Origin of the sequence: Leptospira kmetyi serovar Malaysia str. Bejo-Iso9 (assembly GCF_000243735.2) — a bacterium.
Taxonomy (GTDB): Bacteria; Spirochaetota; Leptospiria; order Leptospirales; family Leptospiraceae; genus Leptospira; species Leptospira kmetyi.
In genome coordinates this window covers 3,677,035-3,690,993 of the sequence record NZ_AHMP02000003.1, presented here as the reverse complement: position 1 = coordinate 3,690,993, position 13,959 = coordinate 3,677,035, and the positions used below count along the sequence as shown (strand labels likewise).

The window sequence follows — 13,959 nt, the reverse complement described above, 5'->3', positions numbered from 1 at the left end:
GGATTCGAAATTCTACATTCTACATTCTTTGCAAAGCGGCCTTGAAAACGGAAAACTTTTAGAGAATTCTATATTCTTCGACGGTTTCCCGAAGAGAATCTTCCATTTCCCGTATGTAACGAAGTTCCTGAGTCATTCTCCACATCGTTACGGAACCGTGATAGGCCATGAGCATTCTTCTCGCAACGTATTGAATGTCCATGTTTCTTTTGAGCTGACCGGAGCCGATCGCCTTCTGAAGATAATCGCTGATCATCCGAGTCCATTTGGCAACGATGTCTTTTAGGAATTCGGTATATTCCGGATCAGAATCCATAACCTGGCTCGCAAAACCCGCAAAGGGACAACCCACGAATTCTCCGTGACGGATTTGTTTTTCTTTGAGAATCACCCAAGCTCTTAAGAATTCTCCGAGATCCAGATAACGATCCATCAATCCCTGAAGATCACTGAGAGTTTTTTCTTCCTGACGCGCGAGATACGCGAGACCCAATTCTTTTTTGGAAGGATAATGATCGTAAAGACTGGCTGCAACGGAATTGGATTCCTGAATGATCTGTCTCATTCCGGTATTCGAAAAACCCTGTTTGTAAAAAAGGGAAGTAGCCGTATCTAAAATTCTTTCCCGAACGCCGATTCCAGATTCTTTCTTTTTACGCGGTTGAGTTTTCATGATTGAACGTCGTTTATTCCGTAACCTACGAGGTTCATTTTCCAACCGGAAAAAAGTTCTGTCAATGACTTTGAAAGTTCGAAATAAAAAAACAGAACGAACGTTCTGTATTTTTTTGTTTGATCTAATTTCAGCTCGGTCTAAACTAGGGTCAGAATCTCCTAAGCAGTGTGGAGGGCCGATATGATCGCGGATGAAATTCAACTCGTGACTCGGATATCCGATCTGGACACTCAGAGACACGTAACGAGCCGGACTTACGAAAATTTCTGTCTTGAAGGCAGGTTTCGGGCCCTGGAAAAGAACGGTTTTTCGCTCAGGGAAATTCTGTCACAAGGGATTGCGATTCATCCTTTGGAATCTCAGATCCGCTTTCTGGCTCAACAGATGGAAGGCGCCAATCTGAGAACGGAAACCAAGGCGTTCCCCTTAAAAGACGGTAAGATTTTTTGGGATCAAAAAGTTTTATCGGATACGGGAACACCCGCGGCGGAGATCAAAACTCTTACGTTTTCCGAAAAAGGCGGAAGTCCGATCGACCTTCTTCCTTTTGAAAAAACGGAGATTACCGGATTCGATCAGTTTCAGCAGATCCCCGATTTTAGAGGAACCTGCAAAACCGTGGATACGGAAATGATCACTCTCTACAGCGAGAGAAACATTTTCGGCGAATACAACCCGGCTTATCTCTGGAGAATCGTAGAGGACTCGAGATGGTTTTTTTCCACCGAAACGGGTCTTACACTCGATCGATTCGTGGAAATGGATACCACGATGTTTTTTATGGGCGGCGTGTTCCGGTTTTTTCATCCCGTTCCTGCGGGAAGAAAAATCAAAGTAAGCACTTGGATCCATTCTTTTGAAAAGATCCGAAGTTACATGAGACACGAGGTTACGGACGTCGAAACCGGTCTGAGATATTTCGCGGTTCAGGACGAACAGCTTGTGGTTTCGCTGACCAAAGCCCGTCCGAAAAAGGCGCCCGAAGAGTTTCAAAGACTCGTAGGCGATTATGTTGAGAATTTTGAATATTCTCAAAAGTGAATCTAGGATTGATATTTAAGAATTTGAAGTCTGGAGAAAGAAAATGAAATTAGCAAAACCTTTGGCAATTTGTACGCCAAGAAGAACTCCTTTTGCTCAGATCGCGAAAGCTCTGGGACCATACCCTGGTCATCACCTGGGGAAAATAGTCGCAGAAGATATTCTCGCTAAAAGCAAATTGAAGCCGTCTCAAATCGACGGAGTTGTTGTTGGAGAAGGATTTAGTAACGCGCCTAACTCTGCAAGAGTGATCGCGAACCTGGTCGGAATGAGAGACGAGATCGCCTGTATCACCGTTGCGAATAACTGCGTTTCCGGTATGGAAGCGGTTGCGGAAGCGGCTCGTAGAATCGTTCTCGGTGAAGGCGAAGTGTTCCTCGCAATCGGCGAAGAATCCCAAACTTCCATGCCTTTCATCGTTAAAAACGCTCGTTTGAACAAAAAAGCGGGTTCTCTTGATAAACTTAAAAAACTTCTTCCAGACAATCTTCCGGAAGGCGTTGAACTCAGAGATACTTTGGAAGACGGACTCGGCGACGGAGAAACTTCTTACGGTATGCAGGTGACTGCCGAAATCGTAGCTCAGAACTACGCTCTTTCCCGTGAGATCCAAGACAAACTCGCGTTCGAATCTTTCAAAAGAGCATTAGAAGCTTCTAAAGCTGGAAAATACGCTCCTTACATCATCCCTATGAAAGACGACGAAGGCAACGAGCTTACGATCGACGAAGCGGTTGGTCTCCGTGAAGGCCTGGTGGAAAACCCGACTCGTATGGGACGCGCTATGCTTATGTTCGATAACCCTGCGATGAAGTTCGAAGAATTCAAAACCAAATACGCGAAGGATCTTAAAAAATCCCACGGACCTACGGTTTCCATCTTCAACGCAAGTCCTCGTTCCGATGGAGCGGCGGGTGTGATCGTTACTACCGTTGAAAAAGCGAAAGAACTCGGTCTTACGATCGAAGCCGTGGTTTCCGGATGGAACATGAAAGGCGTTCATCCGAACAACATGGGAATCGGTCAAGCTGCGGCCACCGAAGCTCTTCTTGCCGATGTCGGTTTAAAAATCCAAGACGTCGACTACGTTGAAATCCACGAGGCTTTCGCCGCTACCGCGGTTGGAGCTCTCGAGCAAATCAAAATGGACACCGGCTGGGATTGGGAAAAATCCTTCGACGCGAAAAAGATCAACCCGAACGGCGGTTCTATCGCGATCGGTCACCCGTTCGGAGCGACCGGAATCCGTTTGATCGCAAACGCGATCATGGATTTGAAAGAAGATCCGTCCGCGAACAAAGTCGTGATCACCGCTTGTGCTCACGGTGGAATCGCAGGATCCATGTTGATCGAAAGATACAAAGGTTAATTAGAACTTTAGATTTTTCTAAAGTGCAATCGACCTAGAACGCGATCTGGCGAACGCCCCGGAACGGATCCTCAGAGAGCCGTTCCGCTGAGTTTAGGGAGTGAACCGCTGAGTTAAAAAGCGGTCCGCTAAGTTCGACTGAAAGCGCATTCTTTCTCAAGGGAGAATGGAAATTAAAAAAGCCCCGATTTTTTCGGGGTTTTTTCTTTTATGGAGAACGTTTCGTTCTCTTTATTTTTTACGATTCGTTATCGTTGAACGGTTATTGTTCTACGCAGAGAAGTTTCTGAGGAGCCGAATCACAGGCCGGAATCGTACTTCCTTTTAAGGCCACCGTCGCCGCATTCGCTTGTCCCGCGTTTCCATTGTTACCGAACGCGTTACTCTGCCAGTTTCCGCAAGTTCCCGTTCCCGCCGCAGACCAATCGGTCGTGGTCGCAACAAACCCGGACCAAAACGAAGCCGCCGTTGCTTGGATGGGATTGCTCACAGTGGAAATCAAACCGTTCGCATCGGTCGTAAATACCTTTGTGGTTTGATCGATTCGATAATAATCCTTACTTGCTTGTAAGATCCAGTTTTTCGCTCCAGTGGTCGGATTACTCGGACATACGACACCGTCGTTGATACAAGCGTATCTTCTTCCTAAACCGCCCGAATCTCCGGTGATAAAAGCCTTATACGTTCCGGTCGAAGGTTTGTTGGCATCGGTCGAACATTTCGTATCCGCTCCGTTGATCCCGCCGAGATTTCCGTCATAGGAAGTCGCGGTTACAAAAACACGAAGTTTAGAATCGCTCGATCCGCCGTTGGCCGCATTATTTTGAGCGACTAACAGCGCCAAAGCGGCGATCACAACGTTCTCATTTCCGTCGTCCGAGGAGGATTTGCATTGGATCGTCAGAAAGGATAGTATAACAAGAATTAAAGAGAAACACGTTAGTTGTGATTTCAGGGGTAATTTCATAACGCAAATAAATTATAAATTTAAAAAGGATGTCAATTCAAAATATAATAAGAATATTAATATTTATAATTCACTTCGATTTAAACCGAAATGAAACCGATCGGAGCGTTTGAGTTGGAGTTCCTACACTGTGGAAAACGAGGTTGGATCCGATTCTCCAGAATTCTTTTTCAAAATGTAGGAACTCCTATCTTTCTTAAGTTGTAGAATCATCATTCTACTCAACTGCCATCCGGACAGAGAAACAAGGGATCTATTCCATTCTTTGCTTAAAATATGAGCGATCTTGTAAAAACAATTCGCAGATTCAAAAAAATAAAGAGCCTTTCATCCACTTTATCATTTCGCATTAACCGATTTTGGTCGGAGCATTTTTCTTCTTGCGCATTCGGTCGATGCGAGGATGGTATTGGCCATGCAGAATGTTTTACTTCAACCGGAAAAAGGAATCTTCTTACAATCGGTAACATCGACAAACACAGTCATCAAAAGCAAAGAGTTCCCGCACGGAACTTGGATCGTCGCGGAAGAACAAACCGCAGGTAGAGGAAGAAAGGATAGAACCTGGGAAGTTTTCGGAGAAGAATCCCTGATCTTTTCCGGAAAAATCGGACTCGAAAATTTCGACGGAGGACCGGGCCTTTCCTTGTTTATCGGAACCGCGCTTTGCAAAGCCATTCTTTCCGTTTATCCAGAACTTACCCGCGACATTAAAATCAAATGGCCGAACGATTTATACAGAGGAAAGAAAAAGGTTGCAGGAATTCTAATAGAGTCGGAGATCGAAGGTTCTTCCATCACTCTGATCATAGGAATCGGATTGAACTTATTCGGGAATGTGGATTCGATTCCTTCCCATCTCAGCGACGCGGGATTCTTGAACACGAATCCGGATCGCGCCGGTAAAAAAAGCGAGATCTTGGAAAAGCTGATTCCGTTTTTAAACGAGGCGATTCTTCTTTGGAAGGATTCCGAAGGAAGAAAAAAGGAACTGATTTTGTTAAACGAACTCCTACTTTGGAAAGGCCAGTCCGTAAGTTATACGGAAAACGGCCAACTCCTGACGGGAGTATTGGAAGGATTGGGTGAAAACGGCTCCTTAATCCTCAAAACTCCTTCCGGAACACGGCTGGATTTCATTGACAGCCCGGAGGACTTCCATTCTCTAAACTAAAATGCTCTTAGTAGTCGACGTAGGCAATACGAACACGGTCTTCGGAATTTTCGAAAACGGGAAGACCACTCCTCTCTTTCACAAACGAACCGTTACTCGAAAAGATAGAACGTCCGACGAACTCGGACTGTTCTTCAAGGGATTCTTAAGAGAATTCAAAATCGAAAACGAAGCGATCACCGGCGGAATTTATTCCAGCGTCGTTCCTACTTTAAATCCGATCTTGGATAGAATGTTCTTGGATTGGTTTAAGATCGAAGCCGTTCGCGTTCACTATCAGATGAATCTTCCTTTTGCGATCGCTTATCCGAGACCATACGAAATCGGAGCGGATCGTCTCGTAAACGCCGCGGCGTCCGTGATCGATTCTCCCGGAAAATCCATCATCATCGACTTGGGAACCGCGACCACTTTCTGTGTGGTGAGCGAAAAACCGGAATATCTAGGAGGTGTGATCGCACCGGGTTTGAAAGTTTCCATGGACGCGCTGACTCGAAACACTTCTCAACTTCCTCCGATCGTATTTCAATCTCCCGAAAAAATCTTAGGCGATTCGACGATCGAATCGATTCAAGCCGGATTCTTCTTCGGTTGGATCGGTCTTTTGGAAGGAATCATTCGCGAAATCAAAAAAGACAAAGGCGACGATTATAGAGTGATCGGAACCGGCGGTTTGGTCACGGTGATCGACGCGGCTCATCCGGGAATCTTCGATAAGATCGATCCGCTTTTGACTCTGCGCGGTTTACAAATCCTTCATCAGATGAATCGATAAGTTTCGAATCATGTTCGATTTTTTGAAACGCCAACCGTCCGTTCCGATTACGGACGAGGTTTGGATTTCACAAAATTCTAAATTAGAAAAATGTAAAAGACTTCTGCGTAAGAACGATTCGTATCTGTTCGCGTTCTGGTTCGAGGAATCGTTTCGAAAGTTTCAAACCGTTCTTGATTTAGGGGAGAATTCCCCGAACCTCGCCTACGCACGCGAACTTTCCGCCGCGGACCTTTTCAATCGAACGCCTATCTTCTGCGAACACCATCCTCTTCGTAAAACGGAATAGGACCTGTTTCTTTCTTTGAAGTTCAAAGAGATCACGGTTTTTTCCTCGCTCGACGAACCCTTGTTCCAAAAATTCGGAGGAGAAAAAGTCGCCGAACTGATGAAACAACTCGAAGTCGCCGGAAATTCGATTTCTCATTCCTGGGTTTCAGCCGCGATTCGACGTGCTCAAGAAAAGATTGCGGCGAAAGTTTCAAACGAACAAAGAACGAGCTCCTCACAGGAAGAATGGTTTTCCCTAAACCTTCCGGGTTGAGTTACGGTCTAATCAAAGTTCTTTGTCCCTTGGGATTTGGAATGTCGCTTAACAAAAAAACTCCGGGGTTGTTTTGATGATTCGAAGACGGTTTTTAATTTCGGTTGCGTACGCTTATGTTTGTATTTGTGCAGTTTTGATTGCAGGTTGCGACGCGAACGGAACGTATTATAGGGCGATCACGAATGTGTATCCCGATACGAAAACCAACGATATCTTTCCGGTAAAAAAAGTCCTCGCGTCTCCTCCCGTTTCAAAACTACCCGAAAATAAAGAATTCATTTTTCCTAATATTCTCACCTTTCAAACGATGAAAGGAAAAGAATCTTCCTCCTTAGACGATTTGTTTACACGTACGGAAACCGACGCCTTAGTCGTTGTCAAAAACGACAAAGTGGTTCTCGAAAAATATGGTAAAAATTCCGGAAGGAATTCGGTTTATTCAGTATTCTCGGTTTCCAAGTCGATTGTATCGACGTTGATCGGAATCGCGATCGAAGAAGGCAAGATCCGAAGCGTAGACGATCCAGTGATCGAATATATCCCCGAACTGAAAAACAAGGGATTGGATCCTTTAACGATTCGAGATTTGTTGCTCATGTCTTCGGGGATCGACTATCAAAGAATCGAAGACACTTTTTTTTTGTTCATTCCGTTCTCTCCCGATATTCAAACGTTTTACGGAAACGATTTAAGAGGAATCGTTTCGACTTTAAAGGCCGGTAAGAATCCGATCGGAGCCTCGTTCAATTACAACGATTATTATCCGATTTTGGAAGGAATCATTTTAGAACGTGCGACTAATATGAGCGTTTCCTTATATACTCAGAAAAAAATCTGGGAGCCGATGGGGATGGAATTCGATTCCTTTTGGACCTTGGACAGCGAGGAAAAAGGTTTTGAAAGAACTCTCGTAGGTTTTAAAGCGAGCGCGGTCGATCTGGCGCGTTTCGGTCTTTTATTCTTACATCGAGGAAATTGGAACGGTAAAAAAATTTTTTCCGAACGTTGGGTTCAGGAAGCGACCTCTCCGAATCCGCAGGACTCAAGAGAATGGAAGGTCTTTCCATTTTGGCCGAAGTTGGGCGGCTTTTATAAATATCATTGGTGGGGTTTAAAAAACTCGGATCAATCCTATGATTTTATGGCTCGGGGCAATCTGGGTCAGTTGATTTATGTTTCTCCGTCGACCCGTACGGTGATCGTTCGTTTGGGAAGCGAGCCGGATCCGAACTATCAATGGCCTTTTATCGCGAGATCGATTGCGGAAGCGATCCGCTGATTTTGTTAAGCGAAGTCCGATTGAAAAGAAAACGCGTTTAAAGCGCCTTCTTCTCCTTTAACCAGGAAAGAAGTTCGCGATCGAACGTTTCCGGTTCCTCAAGTTGGGGCGTATGTCCGCTCTTTTCGAAATAACGCAAAGTTATATCCTTAAAAAGCGGTAAAACGGGTTCCCAAAGATAAGCGGGAGGCATCAGATAATCGTGTCTTCCGAGAGCGAGATAAACGGGCGCTTCGATCTTATCGAGTTTCGGTTTGATATCGATGTCGCGGAAAATTTCTCCCCAAACGTGATCGAAGAACGCGGTGTTTACGGGAACGTCCCGCCAAAGCCAAGAAGAATCGTATTTGAAATCATACCAACTTCGGGCGCCCGCATATACATTAAATAATTTGAATGCGCTTTCTGGGTCTTTCGAAATCGCTTCTCCGAGTCTGGACATTCTTTCTCCGAAATATTCCTTGCGATCGGCGGAAGCGTTCTCTTGAAAATACGATTCGATCAACTCGTGACTTTTTTTGGATAGATCGGGAGTCATACACATCAAGATCAGATGGGATACGTTTTGCGGATATTTTTTCGCGTATTCGAGAGCCATATAACCGTGACCGGAATGTCCGAGTAAAATGACGCGATTCAATCCGAGTTTTTTTCGAACGCGTTCCATATCCTCCAAAACGATATCCAGAGAAAAATCCTTTTTATCCGTGGAAGAACTTCCGTTCGCATAACCCCTATGATCCGCAAAAATCATTCTGCAAGAATCGCGCAGGTTTTTTGAAAAACTTCGATCGTAATAAAGCGCGCTCCCGATTACGAACAAATCCGGACCTTGTCCTTCCGCGATATATTGAAGATTCCATTCTTCGGATTTTATAAAACCTTCGATTCGATTCTTACTCACTTTGATCGTTTCCTCGTTTGGATTTACCAATTTATAAAAGCCTTTTCCCTTGAAAATATTTTTCCAAAAAGATACGTTAACCGCTTCTTCCAAAACCCAGAATTTGCGAGCGTTCTTTTACACACGATATGGGCGATTCCGATCAAAGAAAGTCGGTCTTAAATGTTATTCTTATAGAACGCTTTCAAAAAACCGGGTTGACATTCGATTTTTTGGATCCAAGATCCAATTCAATTCGGAGGAGAATATGAGAAATCTTTTGATTTTTTTATCGATTCTTTGTATAGGCGGCATTCTTATCGGGAAGGAGAAAACCGTGATCAAATCCAAAAACAGAATTCCGAATCGGCTCATCGACTACAAAACGTTTCAGAATACGGTCAATTCTTCCTCGGAGGAAAGAGAGGCCAAACGTCTTACGGAAGAGGAATTTTTAAGAATGATCGAAAACGAGGACGTCGTTCTTTTGGATGCGCGTTCCGAATCGCGTTACAAACTCAGACATATCCGAGGCGCGGTGAGCCTTCCGTTTACGGAGTTCACAAAAGAATCCTTGGCTCATGCGATCCCGAATTTACATTCTAAAGTTTTAATATACTGCAATAATAATTTTACCGGAAGTCCTCAAGCCTTTGCCGCAAAAGCTCCGGCGGCATCTCTGAACCTTTCCACATTCATTTCGCTCAAAGCGTACGGTTATCAGAATGTCTACGAACTCGGTCCTCTTTTGGACGTCAAAACGACGAAGATTCCGTTCGAAGGAAGTGAAGTGGAGTAATCAAGATTATTTTGAATCGCTCGTTGTCGGAGGTACGACAAGAGTTTGAGTTCGGAATTTTACTTTACGAAAAGCCGATTTTCTGTTAGAGAAGGATCTTGCGAATTTGCCCACCACCTCTCCACCTCCACCCTAACTCGGGCGGGGCCCGGCGCGTTTCACTAAAAAATCGTCGGAGATACGACGAAGGTTCGTCAACGAACCCGAGCTCCGAGCAAAGGACTGGAGCTCATCGAAAGCCCGACATAAGCCGCCGCGACCGCGTCCCAAGAATCGTCGTGGCCTTTGAGCAGATCGATTCCCAAAAGAATCTTCAACGCTTGGCGAATCTGTTTTTTATCCGCCGTTCCGCTTCCCGTGGTTCCCTTTTTGATTTGAGAAACGGTAGGTTCTAAAATTCGAATATTCAATTCCGCTAATGTAAGCAAAAGAACACCTCGGGATTCGAACACACGAGACGCGGTTTTTTTATTCTTAGCAAAAAACATCTCCTCTACCGAAGCGATCGCAGGTTTATATTCTTCCAAAAGATCGACAAGACCTTTTCGAAGGATCAAAAGATTCTCGGGACTCGGAGTTCCCGAAGGAACTTCTACGGTTCCGTAGGTAAGAATCCGAATCTTAGAAGATGCCTTTTCCAAAACCGCATAACCGGCTCTATGCGAACCCGGATCGATTCCGATGATTCTCAAATGAAAAACTCCCGAAAGAAGGAAAGGAAAAAGGGAAAGAGGGAAGATCCGCTTCTCCCTTTCCCAACAAGAAAGAGAGAAGAGATGAAAGGATTTTTTAGAAGATCACTCAAATTCTTTTTCGAGCGATTCCGCCAATTCGAAGTTGGAAGTAACGGAAGTAACGTCGTCGTGACCGTCGAGTTGATCGATCAACTTCATTACTTTTTCTGCAACTTCCTTGTCCGCGATTTCCGAACTGACCAAAGCGATATAACGAATTTCTGATTCTTCCGCTTTGAGTCCTTTTTCGTTCAACGCGTGTAGAACGGTTTCGTAATCGTCTGGTGCGGTGATCACTCTGTAAACGTCGCCCTCGTTGATCACGTCCTCCGCTCCGGCTCCGACCGCGAGATCGACCAATTCGTCTTCTCCGATCTGAGCGGATTCCAAAACGATCACTCCTTTCTTTTCAAAAAGTCTGCTCACCGAACCGGAAGTCGCAAGAGAACCTCCCAACTTGGTAAGAATACTTTTGATCTCCGGAGTCGTTCTCGATTTTTTATCGGTAACGGCGGATACCATGATCGCGATACCGCCGGGTCCGAAACATTCGTAGAGACACTCTTCGTAAGTGACTCCTTCCAAATCTCCGGTTCCTTTTTTGATCGCCCTTTCTATATTGTCTTTGGGCATGTTCACTGACTTGGCTTTCAGCACCGCGAGTCTAAGTCTCGGATTTCCTTCCGGATCTCCTCCTCCCATCTTTGCGGCTACTGTGATTTCTTTTCCTACTCGGGTAAAAATGGCTCCGCGTTTGGAATCGATCGCGTCTTTCTTACGTTTGATCGTTGCCCACTTCGAATGTCCGGACATGAGTGCTATCCCCTATGAAATGCTTTTGATGACAGAATCAAGCAAGGTTGATTCTAAATGATACTTTCCAGAAATCAAAAAAAAGACATTCTGTCCATCCTTTTCGAATGGAGAATGCGGTCCGATCCGAAAATCCTAAAACTTAATCTGAATCCCGACGCTGATCAAAGGATAATATTTCACCTTTCCTCCGATGGCCGTGGACTCGATGTAATTGGAATTATATACCGGGGCCGGATTGCTCGGAGTCGTGATACCCGTCAGAGGATTGGTCACCGCGTCCCTCGAGTAAGCTCCGAAGTTATTGAACGTCTGACTGATCTGATTTCTGTTTCCGAAAAAATTGATGAGTTCGATGTACGTGTTCACGTAACCCCATTGATAGTTCATAAAACGATCGATACGAATATCGAGCTGATGAAAGTCTGGCCATCTCCCCGAGTTATAATGGTCCGCGTACTTCGGATTGTATAAATTGATACCCGTGGAAGCGATCGCCGCGGCCTTGTTCGAACCGACGATCGGAGTGATCGGGACGTTCGTAAGATACGTATATTTACTTCCGATCTGCCAACTCTGACCGAACTTCCAAGCGAACACGATGTTGAGAATATGCGTTCTATCGTAATCGTATAACAGCAGTTTGTCGTTGTCGACGAGAAGTTCGAACTTGCCGTCGTCGTAGTAATTGAGATAGTTTCCGCCTTCGTGCAATTGGTATTGAAGTCTATGACCTCGGTTATCCTTCGTTCTTTGTTTTTCCTCGTCGTCCGTAAGTTGGGGCTGGTGGTTGTTTCTTTTCGAAACGGAATTCGTATAAGAAATCCAACCGAAGAATCTTCTCGCCGAACCCTGATTGGCTTTTAGAAAAAACTCCACACCTCTCGAATAACCGTCCCTTGAATTCGAGTAGTTCATGTTTCTGACTATGTAAGGATTTTTTTCTACGTCGGCGGTATGATTTACGATGTCTCGTTTTTCGTTGTTCGGTTGATACGGATCTTGAACGTAAGAATCGGGCGTAACAAGATTGGAATACTGATTATGAAAGCCTTCCACCTTGATGATATAATCCGAAGAGATTCTTTGTTCGATTCCCACGGAAGAATGAATCGAATGTTCCATCTTCAGATTCGGATTTCCAGATCTCGCGGAATACTGTTCGATCTGCAACGGAGCGTTGTAGTGTTCTCCCGTTCCCGCCAAAAATTTCGTTCCGGTTTTAAGAATTTCATACTCGGCTCTTCCGCGAAACGCGTCCCGTTTTTCGTGCACCTTATCGTAGTAGTCGTGTCTGTAACCGGGAAGAACGCTGAAACCGCCGATCTTAAATTCCAACTCGGCAAAACCCGCGATCTCTCTCGTATGAATATGATCCCCTTCGATCAAAGCGCGGAACTGACGATTGGAATCCAAAAGGCTGTTGAAAAAATCGAGAAAGGTGGAATTGGAAGATTTGATGTCCTCGCCCTGAAGTTGAATCGTCTTTTCCCTAAGTTGTCCTCCGAAACGAAACGTTAGATGTCTTTCAATCAGAGTGACCCTCGTATTATTTTCCAAAAAGTTAATATTCTGAGTGGTGACGTTCTGCAAACCGAAGATCAGCTCGGCGGTCAACGGATTGTTGAAGTTCACTTCGAAATTCTCTCGAAAATAATTGTTCGAAAGAGACACGGAGGTTTCGAACCAGGATTTATTATTATACGTATAACGGAAACCGCTCGTTCGAAACAATCGCTCCAAACCCACGGGAGGACGGCCCGACGCAGCTTCCTGCAAAGTGGAAAGACCTAAGAATTCTTTTTTACTGTTTTCGAAATCGTCCTGAGCCTTCGTGTATTTCTGTTTATCCTTGGCTCCGAAAAGAAGAACGTTGAACGTATGATTGTTTCCCGGTTTCCAATTGAACTTGGCTTGATAGTCCTCGTAGTCCGCGTATTTCGCATCCTGAGGAATTCCTTCCGGATACAACTTCAACATCGTAACGTTCGGATAGGATTTTCTCGCGGAAACGATCGCGTATAAATTCTCGGCGATCTTATTCTGATGATACACGTCGGAAAGAAACGTGTTCAGATTGATTACGGAAAAAGTTTTAGCGACCGCGTCGGGGGTTCGAATGTCGATGATCCCGCCCGTCGCAAAACCGAACTGCACGGGAAACGCGCCCGAGTAAATATTAAACGACTTTATAATATTATTATTTAGTACGGAAGATTGGTCGCCCAGGTGATAGGGATAAGTCATCGGAAAACCGTCCAGATAATAACCGTTGGCGAGCGTTCCGCCTCCGCGCATCACCAAAAAACCGCGTTCGCTGTTCGAATACGGGTTCGAGTTCCCCACGCTGTTGACCAAATTGTTAAACGAAGACGAGGACAAACCGATCGGAGGAACGGCCGCGATTCCGGGAAGGGTTTGAATCGCCTTCAACGCGTCGTTTTGAGCGCCGGGCAATCTTCGAATTTCTTCCTGATTCAATGTGTATCTCGAAAGGGATTCCAAATCCTTATCGCCGTAAACGTTGATCTCTCCGGGAACGGGCTTACGAACGAAAAGAAATTTTTTCTGACCGTCGTATTCCACGGTCACCGTTTTTTTAAAAACCTTTTCGGAAGTCATAATTCTCAGGTTGTAAGTTCCCGGAGCGGGAAAGGCGACCTTTACGGAACCTTCTCCGTTCGTAATGAGATACTTTCCGATTTCCTGGAATACGACCGGCGTATTTGAAACCGCGTTATTCCCCGTTTCATCGGTGATCACAACTTCCACCAGTAAGGGTTTTTGCGCGAACAAGGGAGAATGGAAAAAGACAACCAAAACGAAAACCCAAGAAAGAATCAAAAACAACGTCGATGTGAATGGAGCCGATTCTTTCATATTCTTCCCGAAGGTTCAGAAA

At 45.0% G+C, this 13,959-nt stretch carries 14 protein-coding genes; 8 read left to right on the top strand and 6 right to left on the bottom strand.

Annotated features, from left to right (window positions below):
- Nucleotides 1–58: 58 nt before the first annotated feature.
- Nucleotides 59–673 carry a TetR/AcrR family transcriptional regulator gene (locus LEP1GSC052_RS19710; protein ID WP_010575950.1) on the bottom strand — a complete coding sequence of 205 codons (615 nt, stop codon included), beginning with the start codon at nt 671–673 and terminating at the stop codon, nt 59–61.
- Between the two features lie 183 nt (nt 674–856).
- Here LEP1GSC052_RS19710 and LEP1GSC052_RS19705 point away from each other — a divergent pair, with 183 nt between their 5' ends.
- Together LEP1GSC052_RS19705 and LEP1GSC052_RS19700 are read left to right on the top strand one after the other, a co-directional pair.
- Nucleotides 857–1,717 carry an acyl-CoA thioesterase gene (locus tag LEP1GSC052_RS19705; protein WP_010575951.1) on the top strand — a complete coding sequence of 287 codons (861 nt, stop codon included), beginning with the start codon at nt 857–859 and terminating at the stop codon, nt 1,715–1,717.
- A gap of 43 nt (nt 1,718–1,760) precedes the next feature.
- Nucleotides 1,761–3,086 carry a thiolase family protein gene (locus tag LEP1GSC052_RS19700; RefSeq protein WP_010575952.1) on the top strand — a complete coding sequence of 442 codons (1,326 nt, stop codon included), beginning with the start codon at nt 1,761–1,763 and terminating at the stop codon, nt 3,084–3,086.
- Nucleotides 3,087–3,348: 262 nt separating this feature from the next.
- On the opposite strand, the gene LEP1GSC052_RS19695 is transcribed toward LEP1GSC052_RS19700, so the two are convergent.
- A complete protein-coding gene (locus LEP1GSC052_RS19695) occupies nt 3,349–3,942 on the bottom strand; it encodes a DUF1554 domain-containing protein (protein ID WP_010575953.1) in 594 nt (197 codons plus the stop codon).
- 526 nt (nt 3,943–4,468) lie between these two features.
- Between LEP1GSC052_RS19695 and LEP1GSC052_RS19690 the strand changes: the two genes are divergently transcribed.
- The 5 genes from LEP1GSC052_RS19690 to LEP1GSC052_RS19670 all read left to right on the top strand — a co-directional run bounded on the left by LEP1GSC052_RS19690 (nt 4,469) and on the right by LEP1GSC052_RS19670 (nt 7,828).
- Nucleotides 4,469–5,227 (top strand): biotin--[acetyl-CoA-carboxylase] ligase, encoded by a 759-nt coding sequence (locus LEP1GSC052_RS19690; RefSeq protein WP_010575954.1) that lies wholly within the window; start codon nt 4,469–4,471, stop codon nt 5,225–5,227.
- 1 nt (nt 5,228) lies between these two features.
- Nucleotides 5,229–6,002: a type III pantothenate kinase gene (locus LEP1GSC052_RS19685; RefSeq protein WP_010575955.1), complete on the top strand. Its 774-nt coding sequence runs from the start codon at nt 5,229–5,231 to the stop codon at nt 6,000–6,002.
- A 22-nt stretch (nt 6,003–6,024) separates the two neighbouring features.
- Nucleotides 6,025–6,291, top strand: a complete 267-nt coding sequence (locus LEP1GSC052_RS19680; RefSeq protein WP_156892137.1) for a hypothetical protein — start codon at nt 6,025–6,027, stop codon at nt 6,289–6,291.
- Nucleotides 6,292–6,306: 15 nt separating this feature from the next.
- Entirely contained in the window at nt 6,307–6,546 is a 240-nt protein-coding gene (locus LEP1GSC052_RS19675) for a hypothetical protein (RefSeq protein WP_010575957.1), read from the top strand.
- Between the two features lie 76 nt (nt 6,547–6,622).
- Nucleotides 6,623–7,828 (top strand): serine hydrolase domain-containing protein, encoded by a 1,206-nt coding sequence (locus tag LEP1GSC052_RS19670; RefSeq protein WP_020985562.1) that lies wholly within the window; start codon nt 6,623–6,625, stop codon nt 7,826–7,828.
- A 37-nt stretch (nt 7,829–7,865) separates the two neighbouring features.
- Here LEP1GSC052_RS19670 and LEP1GSC052_RS19665 read toward each other — a convergent pair whose 3' ends face one another.
- Complete coding sequence (locus tag LEP1GSC052_RS19665; RefSeq protein ID WP_208855703.1) at nt 7,866–8,762, bottom strand: alpha/beta fold hydrolase; 897 nt, start codon at nt 8,760–8,762, stop codon at nt 7,866–7,868.
- 217 nt (nt 8,763–8,979) lie between these two features.
- Here LEP1GSC052_RS19665 and LEP1GSC052_RS19660 point away from each other — a divergent pair, with 217 nt between their 5' ends.
- Nucleotides 8,980–9,510, top strand: a complete 531-nt coding sequence (locus tag LEP1GSC052_RS19660) for a rhodanese-like domain-containing protein (protein WP_010575961.1) — start codon at nt 8,980–8,982, stop codon at nt 9,508–9,510.
- A 194-nt stretch (nt 9,511–9,704) separates the two neighbouring features.
- Here LEP1GSC052_RS19660 and LEP1GSC052_RS19655 read toward each other — a convergent pair whose 3' ends face one another.
- From LEP1GSC052_RS19655 to LEP1GSC052_RS19645, 3 genes are all read right to left on the bottom strand, one after another.
- Nucleotides 9,705–10,202: a crossover junction endodeoxyribonuclease RuvC gene (locus LEP1GSC052_RS19655; protein ID WP_010575962.1), complete on the bottom strand. Its 498-nt coding sequence runs from the start codon at nt 10,200–10,202 to the stop codon at nt 9,705–9,707.
- A gap of 105 nt (nt 10,203–10,307) precedes the next feature.
- Nucleotides 10,308–11,057, bottom strand: coding sequence for a YebC/PmpR family DNA-binding transcriptional regulator (locus LEP1GSC052_RS19650; RefSeq protein WP_010575963.1), 750 nt, complete (start codon nt 11,055–11,057; stop codon nt 10,308–10,310).
- Between the two features lie 135 nt (nt 11,058–11,192).
- Entirely contained in the window at nt 11,193–13,937 is a 2,745-nt protein-coding gene (locus tag LEP1GSC052_RS19645) for a TonB-dependent receptor plug domain-containing protein (RefSeq protein WP_244265288.1), read from the bottom strand.
- Nucleotides 13,938–13,959: the final 22 nt, after the last annotated feature.

What these genes read in the sequence shown, in the direction of transcription:
- LEP1GSC052_RS19645 (WP_244265288.1), bottom strand. Translation starts at nt 13,937, where the DNA reads ATGAAAGAATCGGCTCCATTCACATCGACGTTGTTTTTGATTCTTTCT.
- LEP1GSC052_RS19685 (WP_010575955.1), top strand. Translation starts at nt 5,229, where the DNA reads ATGCTCTTAGTAGTCGACGTAGGCAATACGAACACGGTCTTCGGAATT.
- LEP1GSC052_RS19690 (WP_010575954.1), top strand. Translation starts at nt 4,469, where the DNA reads ATGCAGAATGTTTTACTTCAACCGGAAAAAGGAATCTTCTTACAATCG.
- LEP1GSC052_RS19650 (WP_010575963.1), bottom strand. Translation starts at nt 11,057, where the DNA reads ATGTCCGGACATTCGAAGTGGGCAACGATCAAACGTAAGAAAGACGCG.
- LEP1GSC052_RS19670 (WP_020985562.1), top strand. Translation starts at nt 6,623, where the DNA reads ATGATTCGAAGACGGTTTTTAATTTCGGTTGCGTACGCTTATGTTTGT.
- LEP1GSC052_RS19660 (WP_010575961.1), top strand. Translation starts at nt 8,980, where the DNA reads ATGAGAAATCTTTTGATTTTTTTATCGATTCTTTGTATAGGCGGCATT.
- LEP1GSC052_RS19705 (WP_010575951.1), top strand. Translation starts at nt 857, where the DNA reads ATGATCGCGGATGAAATTCAACTCGTGACTCGGATATCCGATCTGGAC.
- LEP1GSC052_RS19710 (WP_010575950.1), bottom strand. Translation starts at nt 673, where the DNA reads ATGAAAACTCAACCGCGTAAAAAGAAAGAATCTGGAATCGGCGTTCGG.
- LEP1GSC052_RS19700 (WP_010575952.1), top strand. Translation starts at nt 1,761, where the DNA reads ATGAAATTAGCAAAACCTTTGGCAATTTGTACGCCAAGAAGAACTCCT.